The 18,202-nt window shown below is 61.6% G+C and carries 19 protein-coding genes and 2 pseudogenes; 13 read left to right on the top strand and 8 right to left on the bottom strand.

The annotated features are described in order from the left end of the window. Positions 1-9 precede the first annotated feature (9 nt). The 5 genes from LB555_RS00215 to LB555_RS00195 form a co-directional block, all read right to left on the bottom strand. Positions 10-846, bottom strand: a complete 837-nt coding sequence (locus LB555_RS00215; RefSeq protein ID WP_140876979.1) for a hypothetical protein — start codon at positions 844-846, stop codon at positions 10-12. 47 nt (positions 847-893) lie between these two features. Beyond that, on the bottom strand, positions 894-1,160 hold the full coding sequence (locus LB555_RS00210; protein WP_140876980.1) for a hypothetical protein: 267 nt from the start codon (positions 1,158-1,160) through the stop codon (positions 894-896). 356 nt (positions 1,161-1,516) lie between these two features. Then, positions 1,517-2,125: a hypothetical protein gene (locus LB555_RS00205; protein WP_224682077.1), complete on the bottom strand. Its 609-nt coding sequence runs from the start codon at positions 2,123-2,125 to the stop codon at positions 1,517-1,519. A gap of 44 nt (positions 2,126-2,169) precedes the next feature. Continuing rightward, entirely contained in the window at positions 2,170-3,444 is a 1,275-nt protein-coding gene (locus LB555_RS00200; protein WP_140876982.1) for a YadA-like family protein, read from the bottom strand. Positions 3,445-3,819: 375 nt separating this feature from the next. Then, entirely contained in the window at positions 3,820-4,932 is a 1,113-nt protein-coding gene (locus LB555_RS00195) for a helix-turn-helix transcriptional regulator (protein WP_140876984.1), read from the bottom strand. Positions 4,933-5,263: 331 nt separating this feature from the next. On the opposite strand from LB555_RS00195, the pseudogene LB555_RS00190 reads away from it, so the two are divergent. Further along, a pseudogene (locus LB555_RS00190) lies at positions 5,264-5,389 on the top strand (IS110 family transposase); the annotation flags it as partial. A 1,331-nt stretch (positions 5,390-6,720) separates the two neighbouring features. Here the strand turns inward: LB555_RS00190 and LB555_RS00185 are convergent. Continuing rightward, positions 6,721-7,344 (bottom strand): TetR/AcrR family transcriptional regulator, encoded by a 624-nt coding sequence (locus LB555_RS00185; RefSeq protein WP_140876988.1) that lies wholly within the window; start codon positions 7,342-7,344, stop codon positions 6,721-6,723. A gap of 90 nt (positions 7,345-7,434) precedes the next feature. Here LB555_RS00185 and LB555_RS00180 point away from each other — a divergent pair, with 90 nt between their 5' ends. Together LB555_RS00180 and LB555_RS00175 are read left to right on the top strand one after the other, a co-directional pair. Then, entirely contained in the window at positions 7,435-7,890 is a 456-nt protein-coding gene (locus LB555_RS00180; protein WP_140876990.1) for a hypothetical protein, read from the top strand. A gap of 69 nt (positions 7,891-7,959) precedes the next feature. After that, positions 7,960-8,913 (top strand): alpha/beta fold hydrolase, encoded by a 954-nt coding sequence (locus tag LB555_RS00175; protein WP_140876992.1) that lies wholly within the window; start codon positions 7,960-7,962, stop codon positions 8,911-8,913. 145 nt (positions 8,914-9,058) lie between these two features. Here LB555_RS00175 and LB555_RS00170 read toward each other — a convergent pair whose 3' ends face one another. Next, a complete protein-coding gene (locus LB555_RS00170) occupies positions 9,059-9,511 on the bottom strand; it encodes a GNAT family N-acetyltransferase (RefSeq protein ID WP_140876994.1) in 453 nt (150 codons plus the stop codon). A gap of 379 nt (positions 9,512-9,890) precedes the next feature. Between LB555_RS00170 and LB555_RS00165 the strand changes: the two genes are divergently transcribed. The 4 genes from LB555_RS00165 (at position 9,891) to LB555_RS00150 (ending at position 13,467) form a co-directional block, all read left to right on the top strand. After that, positions 9,891-10,364: a carboxymuconolactone decarboxylase family protein gene (locus LB555_RS00165; protein ID WP_140876996.1), complete on the top strand. Its 474-nt coding sequence runs from the start codon at positions 9,891-9,893 to the stop codon at positions 10,362-10,364. Beyond that, a complete protein-coding gene (locus tag LB555_RS00160; protein WP_140876998.1) occupies positions 10,364-11,221 on the top strand; it encodes a sigma-70 family RNA polymerase sigma factor in 858 nt (285 codons plus the stop codon). The genes LB555_RS00165 and LB555_RS00160 overlap by 1 nt, the downstream gene beginning before the upstream one ends. A gap of 210 nt (positions 11,222-11,431) precedes the next feature. Continuing rightward, positions 11,432-12,910 carry an FAD-dependent monooxygenase gene (locus LB555_RS00155; RefSeq protein ID WP_224682229.1) on the top strand — a complete coding sequence of 493 codons (1,479 nt, stop codon included), beginning with the start codon at positions 11,432-11,434 and terminating at the stop codon, positions 12,908-12,910. Between the two features lie 170 nt (positions 12,911-13,080). Next, positions 13,081-13,467: a recombinase family protein gene (locus tag LB555_RS00150; protein ID WP_224682228.1), complete on the top strand. Its 387-nt coding sequence runs from the start codon at positions 13,081-13,083 to the stop codon at positions 13,465-13,467. Between the two features lie 181 nt (positions 13,468-13,648). On the opposite strand, the gene LB555_RS00145 is transcribed toward LB555_RS00150, so the two are convergent. After that, on the bottom strand, positions 13,649-14,374 hold the full coding sequence (locus tag LB555_RS00145; protein ID WP_210243711.1) for a GNAT family N-acetyltransferase: 726 nt from the start codon (positions 14,372-14,374) through the stop codon (positions 13,649-13,651). A gap of 701 nt (positions 14,375-15,075) precedes the next feature. Between LB555_RS00145 and LB555_RS00140 the strand changes: the two genes are divergently transcribed. The 6 genes and pseudogenes from LB555_RS00140 (at position 15,076) to LB555_RS00120 (ending at position 18,168) form a co-directional block, all read left to right on the top strand. Then, positions 15,076-15,402 (top strand): DUF736 domain-containing protein, encoded by a 327-nt coding sequence (locus LB555_RS00140; protein WP_140877000.1) that lies wholly within the window; start codon positions 15,076-15,078, stop codon positions 15,400-15,402. A gap of 292 nt (positions 15,403-15,694) precedes the next feature. Next, on the top strand, positions 15,695-15,976 hold the full coding sequence (locus LB555_RS00135) for a helix-turn-helix transcriptional regulator (protein ID WP_140877002.1): 282 nt from the start codon (positions 15,695-15,697) through the stop codon (positions 15,974-15,976). Between the two features lie 17 nt (positions 15,977-15,993). Continuing rightward, a pseudogene (locus LB555_RS00130) lies at positions 15,994-16,533 on the top strand (replication initiator protein A); the annotation flags it as partial. After that, complete coding sequence (locus LB555_RS29230; protein ID WP_318012979.1) at positions 16,531-16,815, top strand: TrbG/VirB9 family P-type conjugative transfer protein; 285 nt, start codon at positions 16,531-16,533, stop codon at positions 16,813-16,815. The pseudogene LB555_RS00130 and the gene LB555_RS29230, both read left to right, overlap by 3 nt. After that, complete coding sequence (locus LB555_RS00125) at positions 16,812-17,945, top strand: TrbI/VirB10 family protein (protein WP_140877004.1); 1,134 nt, start codon at positions 16,812-16,814, stop codon at positions 17,943-17,945. The genes LB555_RS29230 and LB555_RS00125 overlap by 4 nt, the downstream gene beginning before the upstream one ends. 1 nt (position 17,946) lies before the next feature. Continuing rightward, complete coding sequence (locus tag LB555_RS00120) at positions 17,947-18,168, top strand: DUF2274 domain-containing protein (protein WP_140877006.1); 222 nt, start codon at positions 17,947-17,949, stop codon at positions 18,166-18,168. Positions 18,169-18,202 lie beyond the last annotated feature (34 nt).

Here is an 18,202-nt window from a genome sequence, read left to right as displayed (position 1 = left end):
CCTGGTCGCCTATCGAGACAGCGCCCGCGCCGCTGGTGCCGACGCAATCGTGCCGTCATCGGCGATAGCCAGTGCGCCGGTGCCGCCATCACCGACATGGAGCTCGACAGAATTCTCCCACAGCGCGCCAGCCCCGGAGACCGTTCCCGCACCATTGCCGGTACTGCTGTTGCCGATATAGCCATACTTGTTCGTGACGGTACCGCCCGCCCCGACATTGAGCGCGCCCGTTCCTGAAACGCCAACGATGAGGATATTGGAATTCTGCCACAGCGCGCCTGTTCCCGCGACCGTCACGGTGCCATTGCCGGTGATGGCCTGAGCAATATTGCCAAACGTACTCTTGACCGTGCCGCCCGCCCCGATATTGAGGGCGCCGTTGCCGGAATAGCCGACACGAAGGCCCAGGGAGTTGTCCCACAGCGCGCCTGCCCCCTCGATCGTCGCGGTGCCATTGCCGGCGCTGCTGGTGCCGATATAGCCGTCCGTGCTCTTGACCACGCCGCCGGCCCCGACACCAAGCACGCCGGCGCCGTTATTGCCAACGTTGAGAGCGAGAGAATTTTCCCATAACGCGCCTGTCCCGGCAACTGTTACCGTGCCATTGCCGGTCGAGCCCCAGCCGAGGTAGCCAGAAGTATTCTTGACGGTCCCACCCGCTCCGACATTGAGCCAGCCGGTGCCAGAATTGCCGATACTGAGTTCCTGCGAACTCTGCCAAAGCGCGCCAGCCCCTAAGACCGTCACGATACCATGGCCGGCGGTGCCCCAGCCGCTATAGCCATAGGTGTTCTTGACCGTGCCTTCGGCGTCCACATTGAGCGCACCGGTGCCGGAAATACCCACACTGAGTTCTTGGGAATTTTCCCACAGGGCGCCAGCCCCCGATACCGCTACGGTGCCGTTGCGGTGCTGCTGGTGCCGATATTGCCATACCCGTTCGTGACCGTGCCGCCAGCCACGACGGTGAGAGCCCCGACGCCTTGGGTGCCGACGAAAAGATCACCGGCGACGTGCAAGTCGGGTGGAACCGTCCGCGTCGTGCCGTCGATGATCATCTGGGCGATGGTGGGTGTTGGTGCGAGAGCCGCCCATGGTGCGGCCAACGTCAGCGCCAGAAGGAGGTTGCGATGGTGACGATTTCGGTCGCTGAAATTCATGTCCCGCCCTTGCCCAAATCCCGACAGCCGGCCTTCGGCACGATGCCGAGGTGGCCGTCGGTGCGTCCGATGCAATGGCTGATTGAATGCGGCCAACTTTCATAGTCGTCATATGACGAGGGTTGGTGCGTTTGTGGCGCGGCTACTGCCTTGCTGGAACCAATGGTTGCCGCCGGGATATACATTCATTTGCGCTAATCTTCAGCGACGCAGGATTGGGCAGCATCGCTGGATTCAGCAAAGGATTCTCGCCGGCTGCTCCGGGCGCGGTACATCGTGGATCTGTCAAAACGCTCCAATATCGACGCGCGGTTTCGGCTCGGTGAAGGCACGACCGCGTCGACCTACGCCACTCGCTATGGCTGGACCTTTTTCGGCTGGACGGCGATCGACGGCCCATCCGGTGGCGGGCCGCCAGCGGCTGGCTTCGACTGATCGGCAACAGGCGTCTCCGGTGCCTGCGGGCCGCCCGATGTGAGGTTGACCGATACGCCGTAGATTTTCCACTGCCTGTTCACAGCCTCGAATAGAAGCTCAAAATTGACCTGCAGCGGCACCGACGGAAAGAAGCCCGCCATGTGCAGCATGCCGCTTGGCTCAATCTGGGGCAGGAGCGTCAGTTGTGGCTCCAGCACAGCAATCGCACTGAAGTCGAGCCCCTGCTTGCGCTGGCTCGCAAAGATGTCGCCGAGCCCTGCCGCGCTGTTGGCCTGGAAGTTCGGCGAGCCAAGATCGCGCAGCACGGTATAATTGCCGGTCTTGTTGGCCTGGTCGAGTGCCAGCAAGGCACTCCGTGCCAAGATCAGCACGCCATTACGATCGATGTTGGCGGGATGAGCCGTCTTCTGTCCGACCCTCTTCTCTTTGGCCTGGGCATGAGCCGCGGACGGCGGCCCGACGATCGTCACCAGCGCCAGAATAGCACCGGCAACGATCGCCCCCCGCCGAAGACAGCCTTCCCGCACGCCGGTCCGCCGTGTGCCTGCGGTTACCGCTGTCCTTGCCCAGATCAATTAAGCGTCCATGAGGCGCCGAGGCTGACCCCGACATCGCCATGGTTGGTGGTTGCCGAAATAGCGCCGTTGAGGCGGAAATCCAGGCTGGGATTGTAGCCGAGTCCCAACGCGAGGCCCGATTGTCCCTTGAAATTGCCGAACCCGCCGGCGAGCGAAAGCTTGCCGGGACGATCATCGTAACGCAACCCCGCCGCGGCGAGGGCCAGCGCCGTGCCGGCACGCGCTTCAGTGCGGTTCTCGCTGATCTGCTCGCCGAGATCCTGGAAGCCGGATTCCAACGCACCGATGCGGCCGTCGAGTGCGGCGATGTTGGTGGTGTTGCTCGTCACTCTGGTATCGAGGTCGATGATCTGAGTGGTGTGCTCATTCAGCGTGTTGGTGTTACTGGTGATCCGGGTTTCTTGATCGGCGAGTTCGGTCGTGTTGGCCGCGATCTGCGTCGTGTTGTTGGTGATGCGTCTCTCGTGGTTGGCCAATTCGGTGGTGTTGGCCGTGATCTGCGTCGTATGATTGTTGACATTGGTGCTCAGGTTGGTGATGTCGGCGCTGTTCTGTGCGACCTGTGCTGGCAGGTTCTCAAGAGTCGCCAGATCGAAGGTGGAGGTGGCCATATTCCCGGCGTCATCGGAGGTCACCAGATAGGTTGTCCCGGATTGCGCGTCTTTGCTAGCCTGACGGTTGATGCCGGACATTGTATATGTCTGATTACCGTTGCCGATCCTGATCTGGTTGTCGCGATCCGTGACAACGCCGTTACCGATTGCGATTGATGCTTGGAAGTTTGCTTGCGCTCCATTGCCAAGTGCGACAGCGCTGCTTCCCCCCGCCTTGGACTGGTAACCCAGCGAGATTGCGGCATAGCCGTCTGCACCAGCCTGATTTCCCACCGCGATTGAGCCGTCCCCGGACGCCTGAGTTCCCGGCTGCAGCGCTTCAGGGAGGCTACCACCTATAGCGACCGAGCCTTCCCCCAGCGCTTTAGATCTGGATCCGATCGCGACATTGGCATACTTGCCAGACAAACCGGCTTGGGCATTGTATCCGACGGCAGTTCCTTCATGTCCCGCCTGGCTGGAACCGCCGATGCCAGTGCTCGCTCCTCCCGCCGCGTTCGAGGAGGATCCACAGGCGAAATCGCCTTGGTCATCTCCATCGCACCCGTCTTCGTCGCCTATTACCGCCTGGGCAAACGCCGGGCCTAAGGTCGCCAACGCCGACACCAGTACCGCGGCAACTACGTAGACGCCTCGAACTCTCCAATAGCTCATGTGCCGCTCCAAACCATCGTCTGCCTGCCCCCAGTTCCTGGTGTCCCCCGCCACGATTTTGGTCGGCCAGGACACGTGGGGCGAAATTGAAGGTCAGATGAGTGTTCGGACAGTCGGCAAATGACGACTGTCCGGCCATTTGTGATGCAGCTGGTGCCTTGTTGAGCGAGGCTGTTGCCGTCAGGTTACACATGCATTTTTGCTAATGATCGACGAAGCTGGCTTTATTCCAGCTCGTGCACGTTTCGATCTCGGCCAACCTTGAGAAGCAGACGGCCGGCGCCGATTTTGGGCAAATCGATTTGCAGGGAGGAGCCCGGCGGCGCTCAGCCCGCCGCATTTGGGCGTCAAGCGACAGCTGTATTGTTCTTGCCGTCATCCGCGGCTGGGCAGCTCCGCATTCCTCAGCAATGCCACAAGCTGGCTTTGCTGACGGGTTCCGGTCTTGGCGAAAATCCGCTCGAGATATGTGCGGCCGGTCTTTACCGTGATGCTCAAGTCGAACGCGGCGTCCTTCAAAGGCTGCCCCCGCGAAAGGGCTGCGGCAAGGCGCGCTTCGGCAGGCGTCAGGTCGAACAACCCCGCAAGCAGAGTCGGGGACGGCACGACCGAACTCGCACCGACGGCAGTGGCGGCAATCAGAATGTCGCCTCCCGAAAAGATCTCGTGCGCCGCGCGGCGCAGCGGCAAAAGATGAATGACCAACGCCGGTTGATCCTCTTTCGCAGGAATGGGAATCGAACGTACGACACGACTGTGCTGGTTTTGGATGACTGCTTCCTGGAAAAGCGCATTGGCGGATGCGTTGCCGAGTGCCAGGCCGCCGCGAGCGATCGCGATAAAAAGGGACGGCATGCTTTCCAGCAGGACATTGGCCGTCACCACACGTCCCGACGCGGTCAACACCGCGGCTGGCAACCCGATGGTCTCTAGCGCAGAGACGGTGGCTCTGGCTTGCTCCACTCCCAATCGCGCCGATATCAGGCCCGCGCGTGCGAGATGGGGACGAAGCTGGTCGAGCCGGTCGACCGACGGCTGATCGTAAAAGCCGTCCTTGGTCCATCGCTGAAAGACGAACGTGACGAGTTCGCCGCTTGGCATGGCAACCGCGGAACAGAGGTGAGCGCCGATCCCTGCTGCCCTCAGCCGCAGCCGCACCAAGTCGCGCTCGATCTCTTCTTCGCTCATGAAAGCTTCGACATGGACGAAACTGGCCGGATGCATGTCGTACATCCGCATGACGCCAGGAGATAGCTTCCAGTTCTCGCCGGTGAGGAATTCTTCGAATACAGGCCGGACGCTTTCGAGCGCGTTGCCGTGACCCATGGAATTGTCACTGATCCTGCCGCGAGTCGGAGAATTGTCGTTCATAACGAAGATGGAACCGCTGGCCGAGCCCGAAAGCTCGCTGGCCGCCTCGAGCGCAGCCGCCCACATGTCCGGGACAAAGGCGGCCTCGTAAATCTTATCCGTGAGATCATCGAACATGGGTGTGACGCTTCGTTGAGCTGTGGTGAAACAGGGAAGCGGCATGCCAGCTCCTGCGCCAACATGCCACGCCTAAAACTCCGGTCAAGCGACGGATGTCTTTGAGGCGAGTTGATTGGAGCTCAACGAGACGCGTGCCAATCTCCCCAGTGCTTAACGTCGCTTTGCAAAGCTTTGAGCCCCAGCTTGCGTATGCCTGAAGCGAGCGGCTACGGAACGGCTGCTTCTGACCAAATCTCCCTGTAAGCCGACGGTCCGCTTCTGATGCAGTGGACGGCTCTCCTCCCGCCCTGCGGTATGATCGTGGGGCCAGAACTGGAGGAGCTCTATGATGGGCAACGTTACGACAATTTGTCTGGATATTGCGAAGTCTGTGTTTCAAGTCCACGGGGTGGATGCGGCGAGTGAGGTTGTCGTTCGCAGGAAGCTGACGCATGGGCGCGTGCTGGCATTCTTCGAGGGAGCCGGTCATCGTATAGAACAAGATAAGGCGAGCGATCGCTGACGAGGTTGGAAAGGCGGACAGGAGCTAATGTCGGTTGTTACCGCCGGATCAGGAAAACCCACTGGGGCCGTGCACCTCGAGTGCGAGCTTACGATCGGGACCTGAGACGCGCGAATGGTATTATGGCCAGCGGCACATGATAGGCCGCACCTACAGGTCGGATACATGGCCGCACCAACCAGCAAAGGCAAAGCTCAAGCAATCCCTTGCCAACGGAGAGCCAACGATGGAGGCACCCGAGCGGGCCGGGACCTGCACGCCATGACCCGGCATGGAATGGTTCAGCCTTCAGCTGGAGGCACTCAGCCTGCGGCGACGGATCGACGCAGGTCTATGGTGATTGTCGACTCCGACAGCGCCGCGCCCAGCCGCCCACCGTCCCGACAATACCGCGCGGAGGCGCAACGAAGCTGTCTGTCCGCATTCACCCCAGAGCTTCCCGGCGGCGGTCGCGCCATCGCCGACATCAGCCGCAAATCGAAATCCCCATAGTCAGCGCCTGTTGCCCGCGGGTTTCTGCATGAGAGGCTTTCGTACGCCTGACGGCACCCGAAACCCTTCCCAATGTAAAATTTCGAAGCAAATTCCACCAGCTGACTTTCAGCTTTTATGGCGATGACGCCTGGTAGGACGTGGGTTCACTGCTGCCCGACGCGGCTACCGTCAATTGCTTCGCGCGCGACGGCGCCTTTCCTGAAGGGGTTCGACGCCGCCTGGTTCACTTGATGCGTGGTCTCCAAGCCGGGCCTACGATCCTGAAGTGAACGGCGTTTTTGCGCCTCCATGCGGTCGTTTCAGGCGCAAGCGATACTCCCTAATAGCAGACATAAATCACGACTAGCCCTAGGCAATGTGGAGAGTGAGGCTTAGGCGTGGCTCGAGCCGAATTTCGATCCCGAGGCGGCGGAAAGACCGCAGTGGCGTCCACTTCCGCAAGAGCTTCTCAACGAACTCAGGGTCGAAATTTCGCGTCTCGAAAGGATAGGGGCAAAGCGCCCATTTCTTCGTCGCGACGCTTCGAAGAAGTTCAACTCCGCCTACGGTCCTCGAACTGTACGATTTGTCCTGATGCCACGCTCCAAATCCTTACTGTCCGCACTGCCCAGGTTGAGGCTGATCTGTTACCCGGCGGCATAGCTCGGAAACCTGACGGGGTCGATCATGGTACGGATGCGCGCACGATGACATGTGCGCTGGGGACCTTCGCATTGAAGGTAGGACACGAAAATCGACTTCGGTCGGGGCGGGCAGTGCAGCGGCCAATGGGGTAGGTTGCGCCGCGACTATTGCAGATATCCGACCACTAGGCGGGTGGTTTCGTCGATGAGCGTTCCGATCGCTTCATTCGAGAGCCTTTTGGAGCTGTGCAACACCGCAGTGTGCGCCAGCGCCTCGATCGAAGTCACGCACACGAAGGCTGCAAGCCCTAGATCGGCCACGCGCAGCTCGTTGCTGTGATCTTCTAGATAGGTCTTGAATAGGGCATGGGCTTCGCGATTGAAGGCTTCGACGTTTTCAAGGCGCCCTGTACGCGGGATCTGCTCGGCAAGGACACGATGCAGCTTGGGGTCGATGCGATGCGCCTCGATCGCCACGGCGACAAGCCTGCGCACCGCTCGATCGACCGGCAGCGACGCGACCTCGGCAAACGCCCCACGCACGACCTGCATGATCTCCCGGTTGTGACGATCGATGACGGCGGCGACTAGCGCCTCCTTGCCGGGGTAATATTGATAAAGCGAGCCGACGCTCACGCCTGCTTCTTCTGCGATCCGGTTGGTGCTTGCCTTGTCGAAACCTTCCCTGATCAAAATGCGAGCGGTCGCTTCAACAAGCGCGTCAACCGTCGCGCGTGATCTCTCCTGAGACGCGTCCTTCCTTGGATTCGTGAGCAGCTTGGGTGCCATGTTCCTGTCGTTTCCAATGCGAGTAGACAATTGTGAGCTATCGCTCGCATTATGTCCACCAATGCTTTCGATCGATGTGGACGATGACAAATGCTTTATGGAATTGTTTTGGGAATCCATACGTGCACCCTGTGCGCCGCCTTGCTGCTGTTCGCCGTGAATGAACTGCTGCTGATTCCTGCCCGAAGAGGGCAACGGGGACCGGCCAGAATGGCCTTTTTCGCCAGTCGCTTTGCGGGGCTTCTGATAACTGCCGGTGTGCTCGCCGGCATCGTCCTTGTCTTTATTGGCGGCTGGTCCTTATTGACACCCTGGCTGGTGCTGTCGTTTGCGCTTATCGCCGCCTTGATGGCGGTCGAGCACAAGTTCGTTCGTCCATGGGCGACGCAGGCCCAGGCGGCGCTTCGCGGTGCCGTCTCGGCCGTCGAGGTTAAGGCAATCGCTAGCGACAAACGCGCACTGGCTGGACGCATGGCCATGATCACGCTGTTTGCGCTCATTGTCGCATTGATGACCACGAAGCCCGAACTGAACCGGTTTGCGTGATCTCGGACTTTGGCGGTCTCCGGACGACGCCGACGCTGAAAACGGAATGCATGTGAAAGCGAGCCCAAAATGACACAACAGTTTCGAGACGGCAAAAGAACGTCGCGACGACTGGCGTCGAACAACGACGGGCCAAGCTTACAAAGCCGAATCATCGTTGGTTTGCTGAGGCTGCTTCCGATCAAGAAGCGGATGGCATCCGCGGCCGTCGTGCAAGAGCAGGTGCGCCGATTGGCATTATGGCCCGCGTCCTACGGACCAACGGGCCTAGGGCGTGGCGTGGAGGTGACGAGAAAAGACGTGGCTGGGTGGCCCGTCTACCATACGGCCCCGTCAGCGCATCACGACGTCAGCAAGATCGTGGTGTTCCTGCATGGCGGCGGCTATATCAACGAGATCGTTCGCGCTCACTGGCGCATCGTCGGCATGCTGACCCGCGAGGCTGGCGTCCGCTGCGTCGTCCCCATCTATCCGCTGGCTCCCCATGCCACCGCCAGGGATGTCGTGCCGGCCATGGGCGAATTGCTGCGCAGGTTTGTCGAAGATGCGGGGCCTGCGAAGATCACGGTGGTCGGCAATTCGGCGGGCGCCGCACTGGGGCTGGCGGCAACCCAATGGCTGCGGGATCACGGATATCGGCAACCGCACGGACTCGTGCTGATCTCACCTGGCGGAGATTTTTCGATCGGCCGCCCGCAGCAGGTGGCGATCGCCGAGCGCGATCCGATCAACGATATTCCCGGCGCGCGCGAAGCGGGACGCCTCTATGCCGGCGACCTCGATGTCACCCACCCCTATGTCAGTCCGCTGAATGGCGATTTCCGTCGGCTGCCTCCGATGATCCTTTTCTCGGGCACGCTCGATCTTTTCTATCCCGACTGCATTGATCTTGCCGCAAAGGCGCGAGCCGCGGGTGTGTCGGTGGAGCTTCACCTGGAACAGGATCAGCCGCACAACTATGCGGGAATGCCGACGCCAGAAGGCCGGCAGGCGCGGGCGATCATCCTGCGCGCAGTTGCTTGAGGACCGGCGTGAACGGTGATGCGACTTTCTCCTCGTGATCGCACAGCCGTTCCCAATTCTCCGCCTGCGACGAACCGCTTAGTGGCAGGGCAAGGTCATCAACAACTCGTCATAATACCGAGTGCCGCTCTTCAATGCCCGTCGTTCAAGTCCGTTCCTTGAACCCAAAACGGGAGTAGATGCGAACTGCGGCTTCATTGGATGTAACGACCCGCAGTTGGATTTCTTCAACAACGCCCTGAGCCTCGCCTATCATACGCTGGACCAACTCTGCTGCCAAACCAGTCCCTCGCGCCTCCGGGCGGACATACATACCCCAAAGCATGCCCTTATGGCTTTGCTTCGGGGCTTGTTGGATACCCAGGCCAGCGGTGCCCAAGAGCGGTAAGTCGTCAGCGAAACCAGCTATCACGATATTACGCTCCAGCCGGTCAGAGAACCAATCCAATGGCATGATTGCTTCTTCCTCCCATGATCCGCCAAAGGCCTCAGGATGATTTTGAAGCCCTTCGAGGCGCAAGTCGCGATAGGCATCGGCATCGGCAGCGCTGAGGCGGCGAAGCAGGTACGGAGACGATGTGGAAGATGTCTGGTTCATCTATTTTTGAGCGTATCGCGGCGGCCGGACGGCAGCAACGGGTCACGGGGGGAATTCGGCCGAGAGGGACGAGCGTCTGCTCAGGGTCGACTCCATCCTCGCGATGAGAACAATAGAGCGGAGGGAGCGTTCACGCGGCGGCCCGCCGTCCTGTCCACGCCTCAGCCTCATACAGATAGGCCGGGGCGTGGACACGCAACGCCTTTCTATACGGCTCTGCAATGCTGGCCGACAGGATATCTGCAACGCTCAAGCATAGCCACCTGACCCTCGGGCAGGGCCTGATCGCTGCTGCGCCGACCAGAGATTCTTTGTGTGTGTGTCACATTGACGGATCCTGACTCGTCATGATGTCGACACCAACAGAAGGAAGCCAATCATGACTGCAAAACTTGACCTTTTCGCCGCCGCCCCTTCGCTGATGAAAGACTGGCAGCGCGCATCCATTGCCATTTCCTCCAGCCTCGAGCCCAGCCTGGCCGAGCTTGTGAAGATCCGTGCGTCCCAGATCAACGGCTGCGCCAACTGCCTCAACATGCACACTGTGTTTGCACGCGAGGACGGCGAAACCGAGCAGCGCATCTATCTGCTGTCGGCCTGGCGCGAGGCGCCTTGCTACACCGATCGTGAACGCGCCGCGCTCGGCTGGACCGAGGCGCTGACGCGGATTAGTGAAGGCCACACGCACGAAACTGCCTATGGCGCCCTGAAGGCCGAATTCACGCCCGAGGAGCAGGTCAAGCTCACCCTGATGATCAATGTCATCAACGGCTACAACCGCCTTGCGGTTGGGTTCGGCGGCTGGGCTGATCCGGCGGCCATACGGTCTGCTGCCAAGGCGGCGGCTGCCTGATGACGAACGCGGGATCCGAGCATGCGGGAGCGGAGTTCGACCCGCTGCGCCCGACGCTGATGCGGGTCGCCTATCGCATGCTTGGCTCCGTGGCCGATGCCGAGGACGTCGTGCAGGAGGCCTTCATCCGCTGGATGAGGGCCGACCGCGGCACGGTGCGCGAGCCCGAGGCATTCCTGCGCCGCACGGTAACGCGGCTCTGTCTCGACCAGCTCAAAGCCGCGCGACACAAACGCGAGACCTATGTTGGCCCGTGGCTTCCCGATCCCGTCGTCGAAGAGGACGAGGTGGACGATGTCACCTTGCCGCTTATGCTGGTGCTGGAACGCCTGTCGCCGCTCGAGCGCGCGGCCTTTCTGCTGCACGATGTGTTCGGGCTTGGATTCGACGAGGTGGCGGCCGCCATCGAGCGCGACCCGGCGGCCTGTCGCCAGCTCGCCGCCCGAGCACGCGGCCATGTCCGCGAGGCGCGACCGCGTTTCAAGGTGGAAAGGCAACGTGGCCTCGAAATCGCCGAGGCTTTCTTCGCCGCCTCGCGCAGCGGCAACATGAAGGAGCTTGGTGCAATGTTGACGGCCGACGTCAGCGCCCATGCCGATGGCGGCGGGAAGCGTCCGGCAGCCACGGAAGTGATCCTGGGCTTCGATGCCGTCATGGCGCAATACGAGCGTGTAGCGGCCTGGCTCCAGAAGAACGGCTCCACACTTGTCCGTATTGGTTTCGTCAACGGATTGCCCGGGTTCGTTACGCTGGAAGCCGATGGCGAACTGCAGACGACCGCACTCGACGTCGAGGACGGGAAGATCGCGGCGATCTATGTGGTGCGGAATCCCGAAAAGTTGAGGCATCTGCACTAGACTGGCAGACTGTAAAATCCCGGGATATTGCGGCGCGGGGTTCGAGGTCGGCATTTGGGGTTGCTTTGCCTGGTCGACAACGGTGGCCCCGCACGTCTGCGCCGATTTAAAGCAATGAAGCGCTTATCGTTCAGAACCTGCAGGAGGACCTTAGATTTGCGCTCTAGCTCAGAAGATATTGCTGGTGAAAGGCGCGCCAAAGGCTCCGCGGTGACTGGCCATGCTGTGGTGATCGCGGGAGGAGGTCCGACGGGGCTGATGTTGGCAGGCGAGTTGGCTTTGGCAGGGGTCGACGTTGCCATCGTCGAGCGGCGCTCCAGCACTATCCTGAAGGGCTCGCGCGCAGGCGGCCTGCACTCACGCACCATCGAGGTTTTCGATCAGCGTGGCATCGCGGATCGGTTCCTTTCGGAGGGAAAGGTTGCCCAAGTCGCCGGATTCGCCGGCGTTTCTTTCGACATTAGCGACTTTCCCACCCGGCACCCTTACAGTCTCGGACTGTGGCAGAATCACATCGAACGCATACTCGCCGGCTGGGTCGCCGAATTGGCGGTGCCAGTCTATCGCGGAATTGAGGTGACGGGCTTCGTTCAGGACGATGCCCGCGTCGACGTCGCATTATCCGATGGTCAGTCGTTGCGGGCGCAATATCTCATCGGATGCGACGGCGGACGCAGCCTGATCCGCAAGGCAGCCGGCATCGCATTTCCGGGATCGGATCCGGCCGAGCTGGCCGAGAGGCCACCAGAATGGGGGATCCGCCGTGACGCCCTCGGCATCCACTCCCTCGGCAGGGTTGATTATGAGATCCGCAATGGCGAGATCGTCTATCCCGACGAGGGGCCGGTCCGCGTTCTGGTGACTGAGCGGGGCGTCGGAGGAACGACCGAACCCACCCTGCGCGATCTCAGCGATGCGCTCATCGCCGCCTACGGGACCGACTACGGCATTCACTCTCCCACCTGGATCTCCCGGTTCACCGACGCGGCCCGGCAGGCTGCGTCATATCGCAAGGGGCGCGTGCTGCTGGCCGGCGACGCCGCGCATGTGCATGCCCCCGATGGTGGCCAGGGCCTCCAGACTGGTGTGCAGGATGCGGTGAACCTGGGATGGAAGCTGGCCCAGGTGGTCAAGGGGACGTCGCCGGAAAGCCTGTTGGATACATACCACGCCGAGCGCCACCCGGTTGGTGCGCGCGTGTTGCGCAACACGATGGCGTCGGTCGCCCTTCGCCGCGAGGACGACCGCACGAAGGCGCTGCGCGACACCGTGGCCGAGCTCCTGGGCATGGCAGAGCCGCGCAACCATTTCGCCGCAATGATGTCAGGTCTCGATATTCACTACGACCTCGGCGAGGGACATCCGCTGCTCGGACGCCGTGTGCCCGATCTCGGCGTGCTTGCCGCCAATGGCCCGCTGCGGGTCTTCACCCTGCTGCATGGTGGCCGGCCGGTGCTGCTGAACCTCGGCAAGTCCGGCGGCCACGACATCGCATCGTGGGCGGATCGGGTCCAGCTGGTCGATGCCAGATACGATGGCGTGTGGGAGCTTCCGGCTCTTGGCGCGGTCGCCGCGCCCACCGCCGTGTTGATCAGACCCGACGGCTATGTGGCTTGGGTGGCAGACTCGACCGGGATGGGCCTAGCCGAAGCGCTAACCATTTGGTTCGGACCGCCTACCACGGCGTAGCGCACCGGCTTCCACGTTCATTCTGTGAAACCTATAACGTCGTCGGTCGCAGATTCGGCATTGTCCGCTGGTGGCTGCATTGTGGAGAAACGGCGCGGCGCCATTGGCGCGAACACAATAGTGTGGCGATCGCCTTTTTGCGTGCTGCTGCACAGCGGCTTTCCAGGCTGATGGACAAGCTCGAGGCTGGAGACATTTTGATTGTAACCAACCTCGACAGGCTCAGCCGCGACACGATCCAAGTCTGCATCACGGTCAAGACGCTGGCCGAGATCGCGGTCCGGGCCTGCTTCCTCGCCCTTGGGGGCGCTGACCTCACGAGTTCGACCTGCACGATGACGATGAACGCGTTCAATACCGTCGCACAGTTCGAGCGGGACTTGCTGATCGCGCGGACGCAATCCGGCCTCACGCGCGCCAACTCGGAAAGGTCCCCGGTCGCCCTTCGACGGTCAGCGAAAAACAGAAGCAGAATGTCCGCAGACTTAGCGGTAGGCGCCGGCATTTCGGCTACTGCCGGGAAGTTTGCGTTAAGCCGTCCGACGATATGCGTTTAAGAGATACACGCCGATAGAGAGGAGCTTCGATTGAGGACAGCAAACGTGGGAGCTTCCCATCCTTGGCGTGGTCGCCTCGCCTACCGCCGTGTCGGCCAGACCCGACGGATATGTGGCTTGCGCAGGTACTCGACCCAGATGAATCGCCGACTGGCGCATGCGTCACCGGTTAAAGTCAAGTTCACTTTGATCCTTGCGCCCGTTCTCGGATTTCGGCGAGTGTTGAGCGAGCAGTGCCAGTAGCATCGAAATTGTTATCGTCCAGCCATGCCAAAAGCGCGGCCTTATGCGATGGCCACTCGTCGGCGAGCATCGAGTGCCAAGCAACGTCGCGCTGCCAACCTTTGACGACGGCCGCCGCGCGCCATATACCCTCAGCTTTGAACCCGTAGCGCCCCGCCGCGCGACCTGAAGCTGTATTCAAAGCTTGGCAGCGCCATACCAGTCTCGTGTATCCGAGTTCGTCAAAAGCATGCTGCATGAGGAGGAAAATCGCCTCCGTTGCTGCGCGTGTTCGCTGTAGTCTCGGCGAAAACCAGATACTGCCAATTTCAATCGCCGCATCGGCCGGATAGATATCACAGAAGGACAACCATCCCTCAACCTTGCGGTTGGAGCGAGGACGTACAGCCCAGAACGGCTGATCAGCCCGTCCAGCCAAATTCCGGACATGGCTGGCCAGTGCGTCGGCTGAGGAAAACGGCCCATACCGCAGATAGGTCCAGGATTGTTCTGCGTTTTTGGCAGCGTCCCAGAGCTCGTGGATATGATTTTCCGCAAGAGGCTCCAAAGACACCGAGACTCCGTGGTGAACCTCGCGCTTGGGAAACGGGCGAGGCGTAGGATCCACGGCTATGCCGAGAACAGGCTCATTCATCGAAATATCTACTCCGCATTCGTCGTCCAAGCGAAAGTCCGACTTTCGGGTCAGCTTCGGACTTTGATCTGGCTGGGCTGAACGTCCGCTATCTTTTCTTCAGGCGACAAGAGCCGCAATTCCGCTTCCGGCCCCTAATGAGACATTCAGACAATGCCGGCGACGAAAAAAGGTAGCATCAAAACGTCTTTCGCCGCCGATTCCCAAAGTGTCCAGCAAACGTCATCATAGATCTGCGGGAAGCGCGATCCAAATGGCGTTGCACCCGTAGCACGACCCGTCGACGCTGCCGCGCGGGCGAACGCATCTCGATTCGAGCAGTAAGCCGCTCGAAGGTAGCGTGCGATTGGCACTGGAGGAAATGAGGCTTCGATACAGTACTTGCCGAGTCCGTGTCAGGAAATCCGCTGGCGAAACAATCCGCTTAATCTTTGTTGATCCCGCATGCCGCCATTGCCTCCGTGGGCCGTTTCGCGGAGCGCACCAGCGACCTCTCGAACGGGCTGATCTGGCCGAAGGACGGCTGAAGCCTCGACCGCCTATGCCGCAATGGCGCCGCGCGAGTTTCTTCCCCTGGGCAAGCCCATTCCTCGCGGAACCAAGAAACGCGCGCCTGCGCCATCCTGCGCTGTGCTGCGGTCGCAAGCGATGCGGCGGCGGTCGCCTCCGGCCTCACGATCGCCATCGAGGCCGCATGGTGCGGGCTCGGAAAGGAAGAACGGAGACTGAAAATGGCTACCATCGGCATCTTCAAGAAGACCAGTGCGAACGAGTTCGCCGGCGAGATCGTCACCCTCAGCGTCCAGGCCAAAGGCGTGCGCATCGTCCCCGACACCCGGGCCAGCGGCGAGAACGCACCAAGCCACCGCGTCGTGGTCGGCAAGGCCGAGATCGGCGCCGCCTGGTCCAAGCGCTCCAACGAGGGTCGCGATTATCTCGGCCTCAAGCTGGATGATCCGAGCTTCACCGCTCCGATCTACGCCAACCTCTTCGCCGACGAGGAAGGCGAGGGCCACAGCCTGATCTGGTCTCGCCCCAGCCGCCGCAACGGCGAGTGAATTGGCAGACGCCTCGCCCGGTACCGGGCGAGGCGTCTCCTGATGAGGCGAAAGCTTTCCGCGGGCTGCCATGCCCGGGCCTCCTGTCATCAGCTACGGTGCTGATGCGCGACGGCGTGAAGATGGTCGCGCGCCGCGCCAGCCAATTGCAGCACGCGTCGGCGGCACTGCCGAAGGCCTCTTAGCGGTGCGAAATAGCGCCCCTCAATTGCGCACCTGATCATGGTGCCCTTGCTCCTCCATCCTGGCCATCGATCGCCGTTCAACCTCGACGGCCGGAAGGAGACACCTCATGAACACCGACGCCGCGCCATTGCCGCCGCGCTACCTGCGCACTTCGGAAGCCGCGCATTTCCTCAGTCTCTCGGCGCGCACACTTGAGAGACATCGCACCTACGGCACAGGGCCCGCCTATCGCAAACTCGGCGGCCGCGTCGTCTACGCCGTCGACGACCTCCAGGCCTGGGTTCAGCGCGGCGCGATGACATCGACATCCGATCCGTATGGCTCGCTGCTGCCCGCCAAGCCTCAGGCCGCCCGCCTGATCCCCTATGCCGGACGCGAACGGCGCTGAGCCCGCCGATTTCCCCCATGTCGGCACGGCCACGCCCACCATTGGAGCGCGAACAGCTCGATCTGTTTCAGGCGGTGCCCGGTGTCGTGGCGCCACGCGATGCGCAGGACCTCATGGCATATCCCTTCTTCTCCCTCGCCAAATCCAGGCGCATCGCGCCGATCGACTTTCACGCCGGCGATGTGGCGATCCGCGTCGAAGCGATGCCCGATCACGGCATGGCGACGATCTGGGATGCCGATATCCGGATCTGGGCAGCGAGCCAGATCGTCAACGCTCGGGACGCCGGATTGCGCACATCCCGCCTGATGGCCGCGACGCCATATGAGATGCTTACCTTCATCGGCCGCGGCGTCTCGAAGCGAGACTACCTGCGCCTCAAGGCGTCGCTCGACCGCCTGCAGTCGACAAGCGTTGTCACCTCCATTCGCCAGCCGGCCGAGGGCCGCCGTCACCGCTTCTCTTGGATCAATGAATGGCAGGAGCGCTGCGGTCGAAACGGTCGCCCGCTTGGCGTCGAAATGATCCTGCCCGATTGGTTCTATCGCGCCGTCATGGTCCAGTTTCCGCGCGGCATCGTGCAAGGCGAGATGCCGCCGATTTTCGTCATCGGTCCGGACGGCGAGGCTGAAATCATCAACAGTCGCGTCTATCAAAACGTCCTCATCATCGACCGCCTTTTTGGTGCGGCCGAACTGCGTCTTGGCGCAGGCAAGCGGCAGCAGACGGTCAGGATAGTGCGCGTCGACAGAAGAAGCGGTGGATTGGGGCGGGGCCCAAGCGACAGCGCCGCGTCGGAGCTGCCGAACGCAATGCACAGGGGAGCGCGGCAGCCATGAACGGGAAGAATATGGCTGAACCCATGCGGCTTCGCGCCGACCCGCCGCGTGTGACGCGTCTGTCGCGCAAGATGCTCGCAGCGATCGGCTTCGTCGCCTCGCTCGGTGTCGGCGGCGCGCTGGTTTACGCTCTGCAGGACGCCAGCACATTCAAGCAGGGCGAGGAGCTCTACCCTACCTCCAATCGGCCGCCCGCCGACGGGTTGGCAAGACTGCCGTGCGACTATGCCGGCCCGATCCTTGGGGCGCCGCTGCCTGGCGATCTCGGCAGGCCGATTCTCGATGCACAGAACAAAGGGCAAGCCGTGGTGCCCCCATCAATCGCAAGTCCCGCGATCAACGAAGGCGAGCAGCGACGCCAAGCCGAAGAGGAAGCGGCCAGAACCTCGCGCGTGTTCTTCCAGACAGCGCAAGGAGATTCCAGGACCGCCGAAGCGTCCGCTCCTGCTATCAGCGATCTTGCCAGTCAGTACGCTCAGCCAAATGGGCAGGATCGCCAGCTTTCCTTCCTGTCCGCCGCCGCTGACCGGCGTACCGTGGCCTCGGATCACATCACCCCTCCCGCGTCACCCTATGTGCTTCAAGCCGGTGCCGTGATCCCGGCCGCGCTCATTACGGGTATCCGGTCGGACCTTCCAGGGCAGATCAGCGCTCAGGTGACCGAAAATGTTTATGACAGCCCCACCGGCCGCTCGCTGCTCATCCCGCAAGGCACTCGAATTGTTGGGCAGTACGATAGCGCAATTGGTTCCGGGCAGCGCCGCGTGCTGCTTGTCTGGAACAGGCTGATCTTTCCCGACGGACGCTCCATGGTGCTGGAGCGGCAGCCTGGTGCAGACACTCAGGGCTATGCCGGCCTAGAGGATGCGGTCGATTATCACTGGCGCGAGTTGTTCAAGGCCGCGGCGTTGTCGACCGTTCTGAGCGTTGGCGCGCAGGCCGGTTCTTCTGATCAAGACAGCGATATCGTGCGGGCTTTGCGTAGCGGCGCTTCCGATAGCGTCAGCCAGGTAGGCCAACAGGTCGTTCAGCGGCAACTCGCTATCGCCCCGACCCTCACGATCCGGCCGGGGTTTCCCGTTCGCGTCCTCGTCACCCGCGACCTTGCCCTTGAACCATACGGAGGTTGACATGGCCAAGTTGAAACTTGCAACGATCGCCGACGACAAGCCGGTGAAGATTACGGTGGAACTGCCGGCGCCTCTGCATCGCGACTTGGTGAAATACGCAGAGATCCTTGGCCGCGAGACCGGGCGGCCATCTGCCGATCCATCACGCTTGGTTGCGCCGATGCTTGAACGGTTCATCGCAACCGACCGCGGCTTTGCGAGAGCAAAGAAGGAAGAGGTTTAGACCGAGCTTTCCTACGGCCGACGAGCGGCGGGCG

It is taken from the genome of Mesorhizobium sp. BR-1-1-10 (genome assembly GCF_020165595.1).
GTDB lineage: Bacteria > Pseudomonadota > Alphaproteobacteria > Rhizobiales > Rhizobiaceae > Mesorhizobium > Mesorhizobium australicum.
Note: the sequence above shows the minus strand (reverse complement) of the source record. Positions and strands in the feature narration are given on the sequence as shown.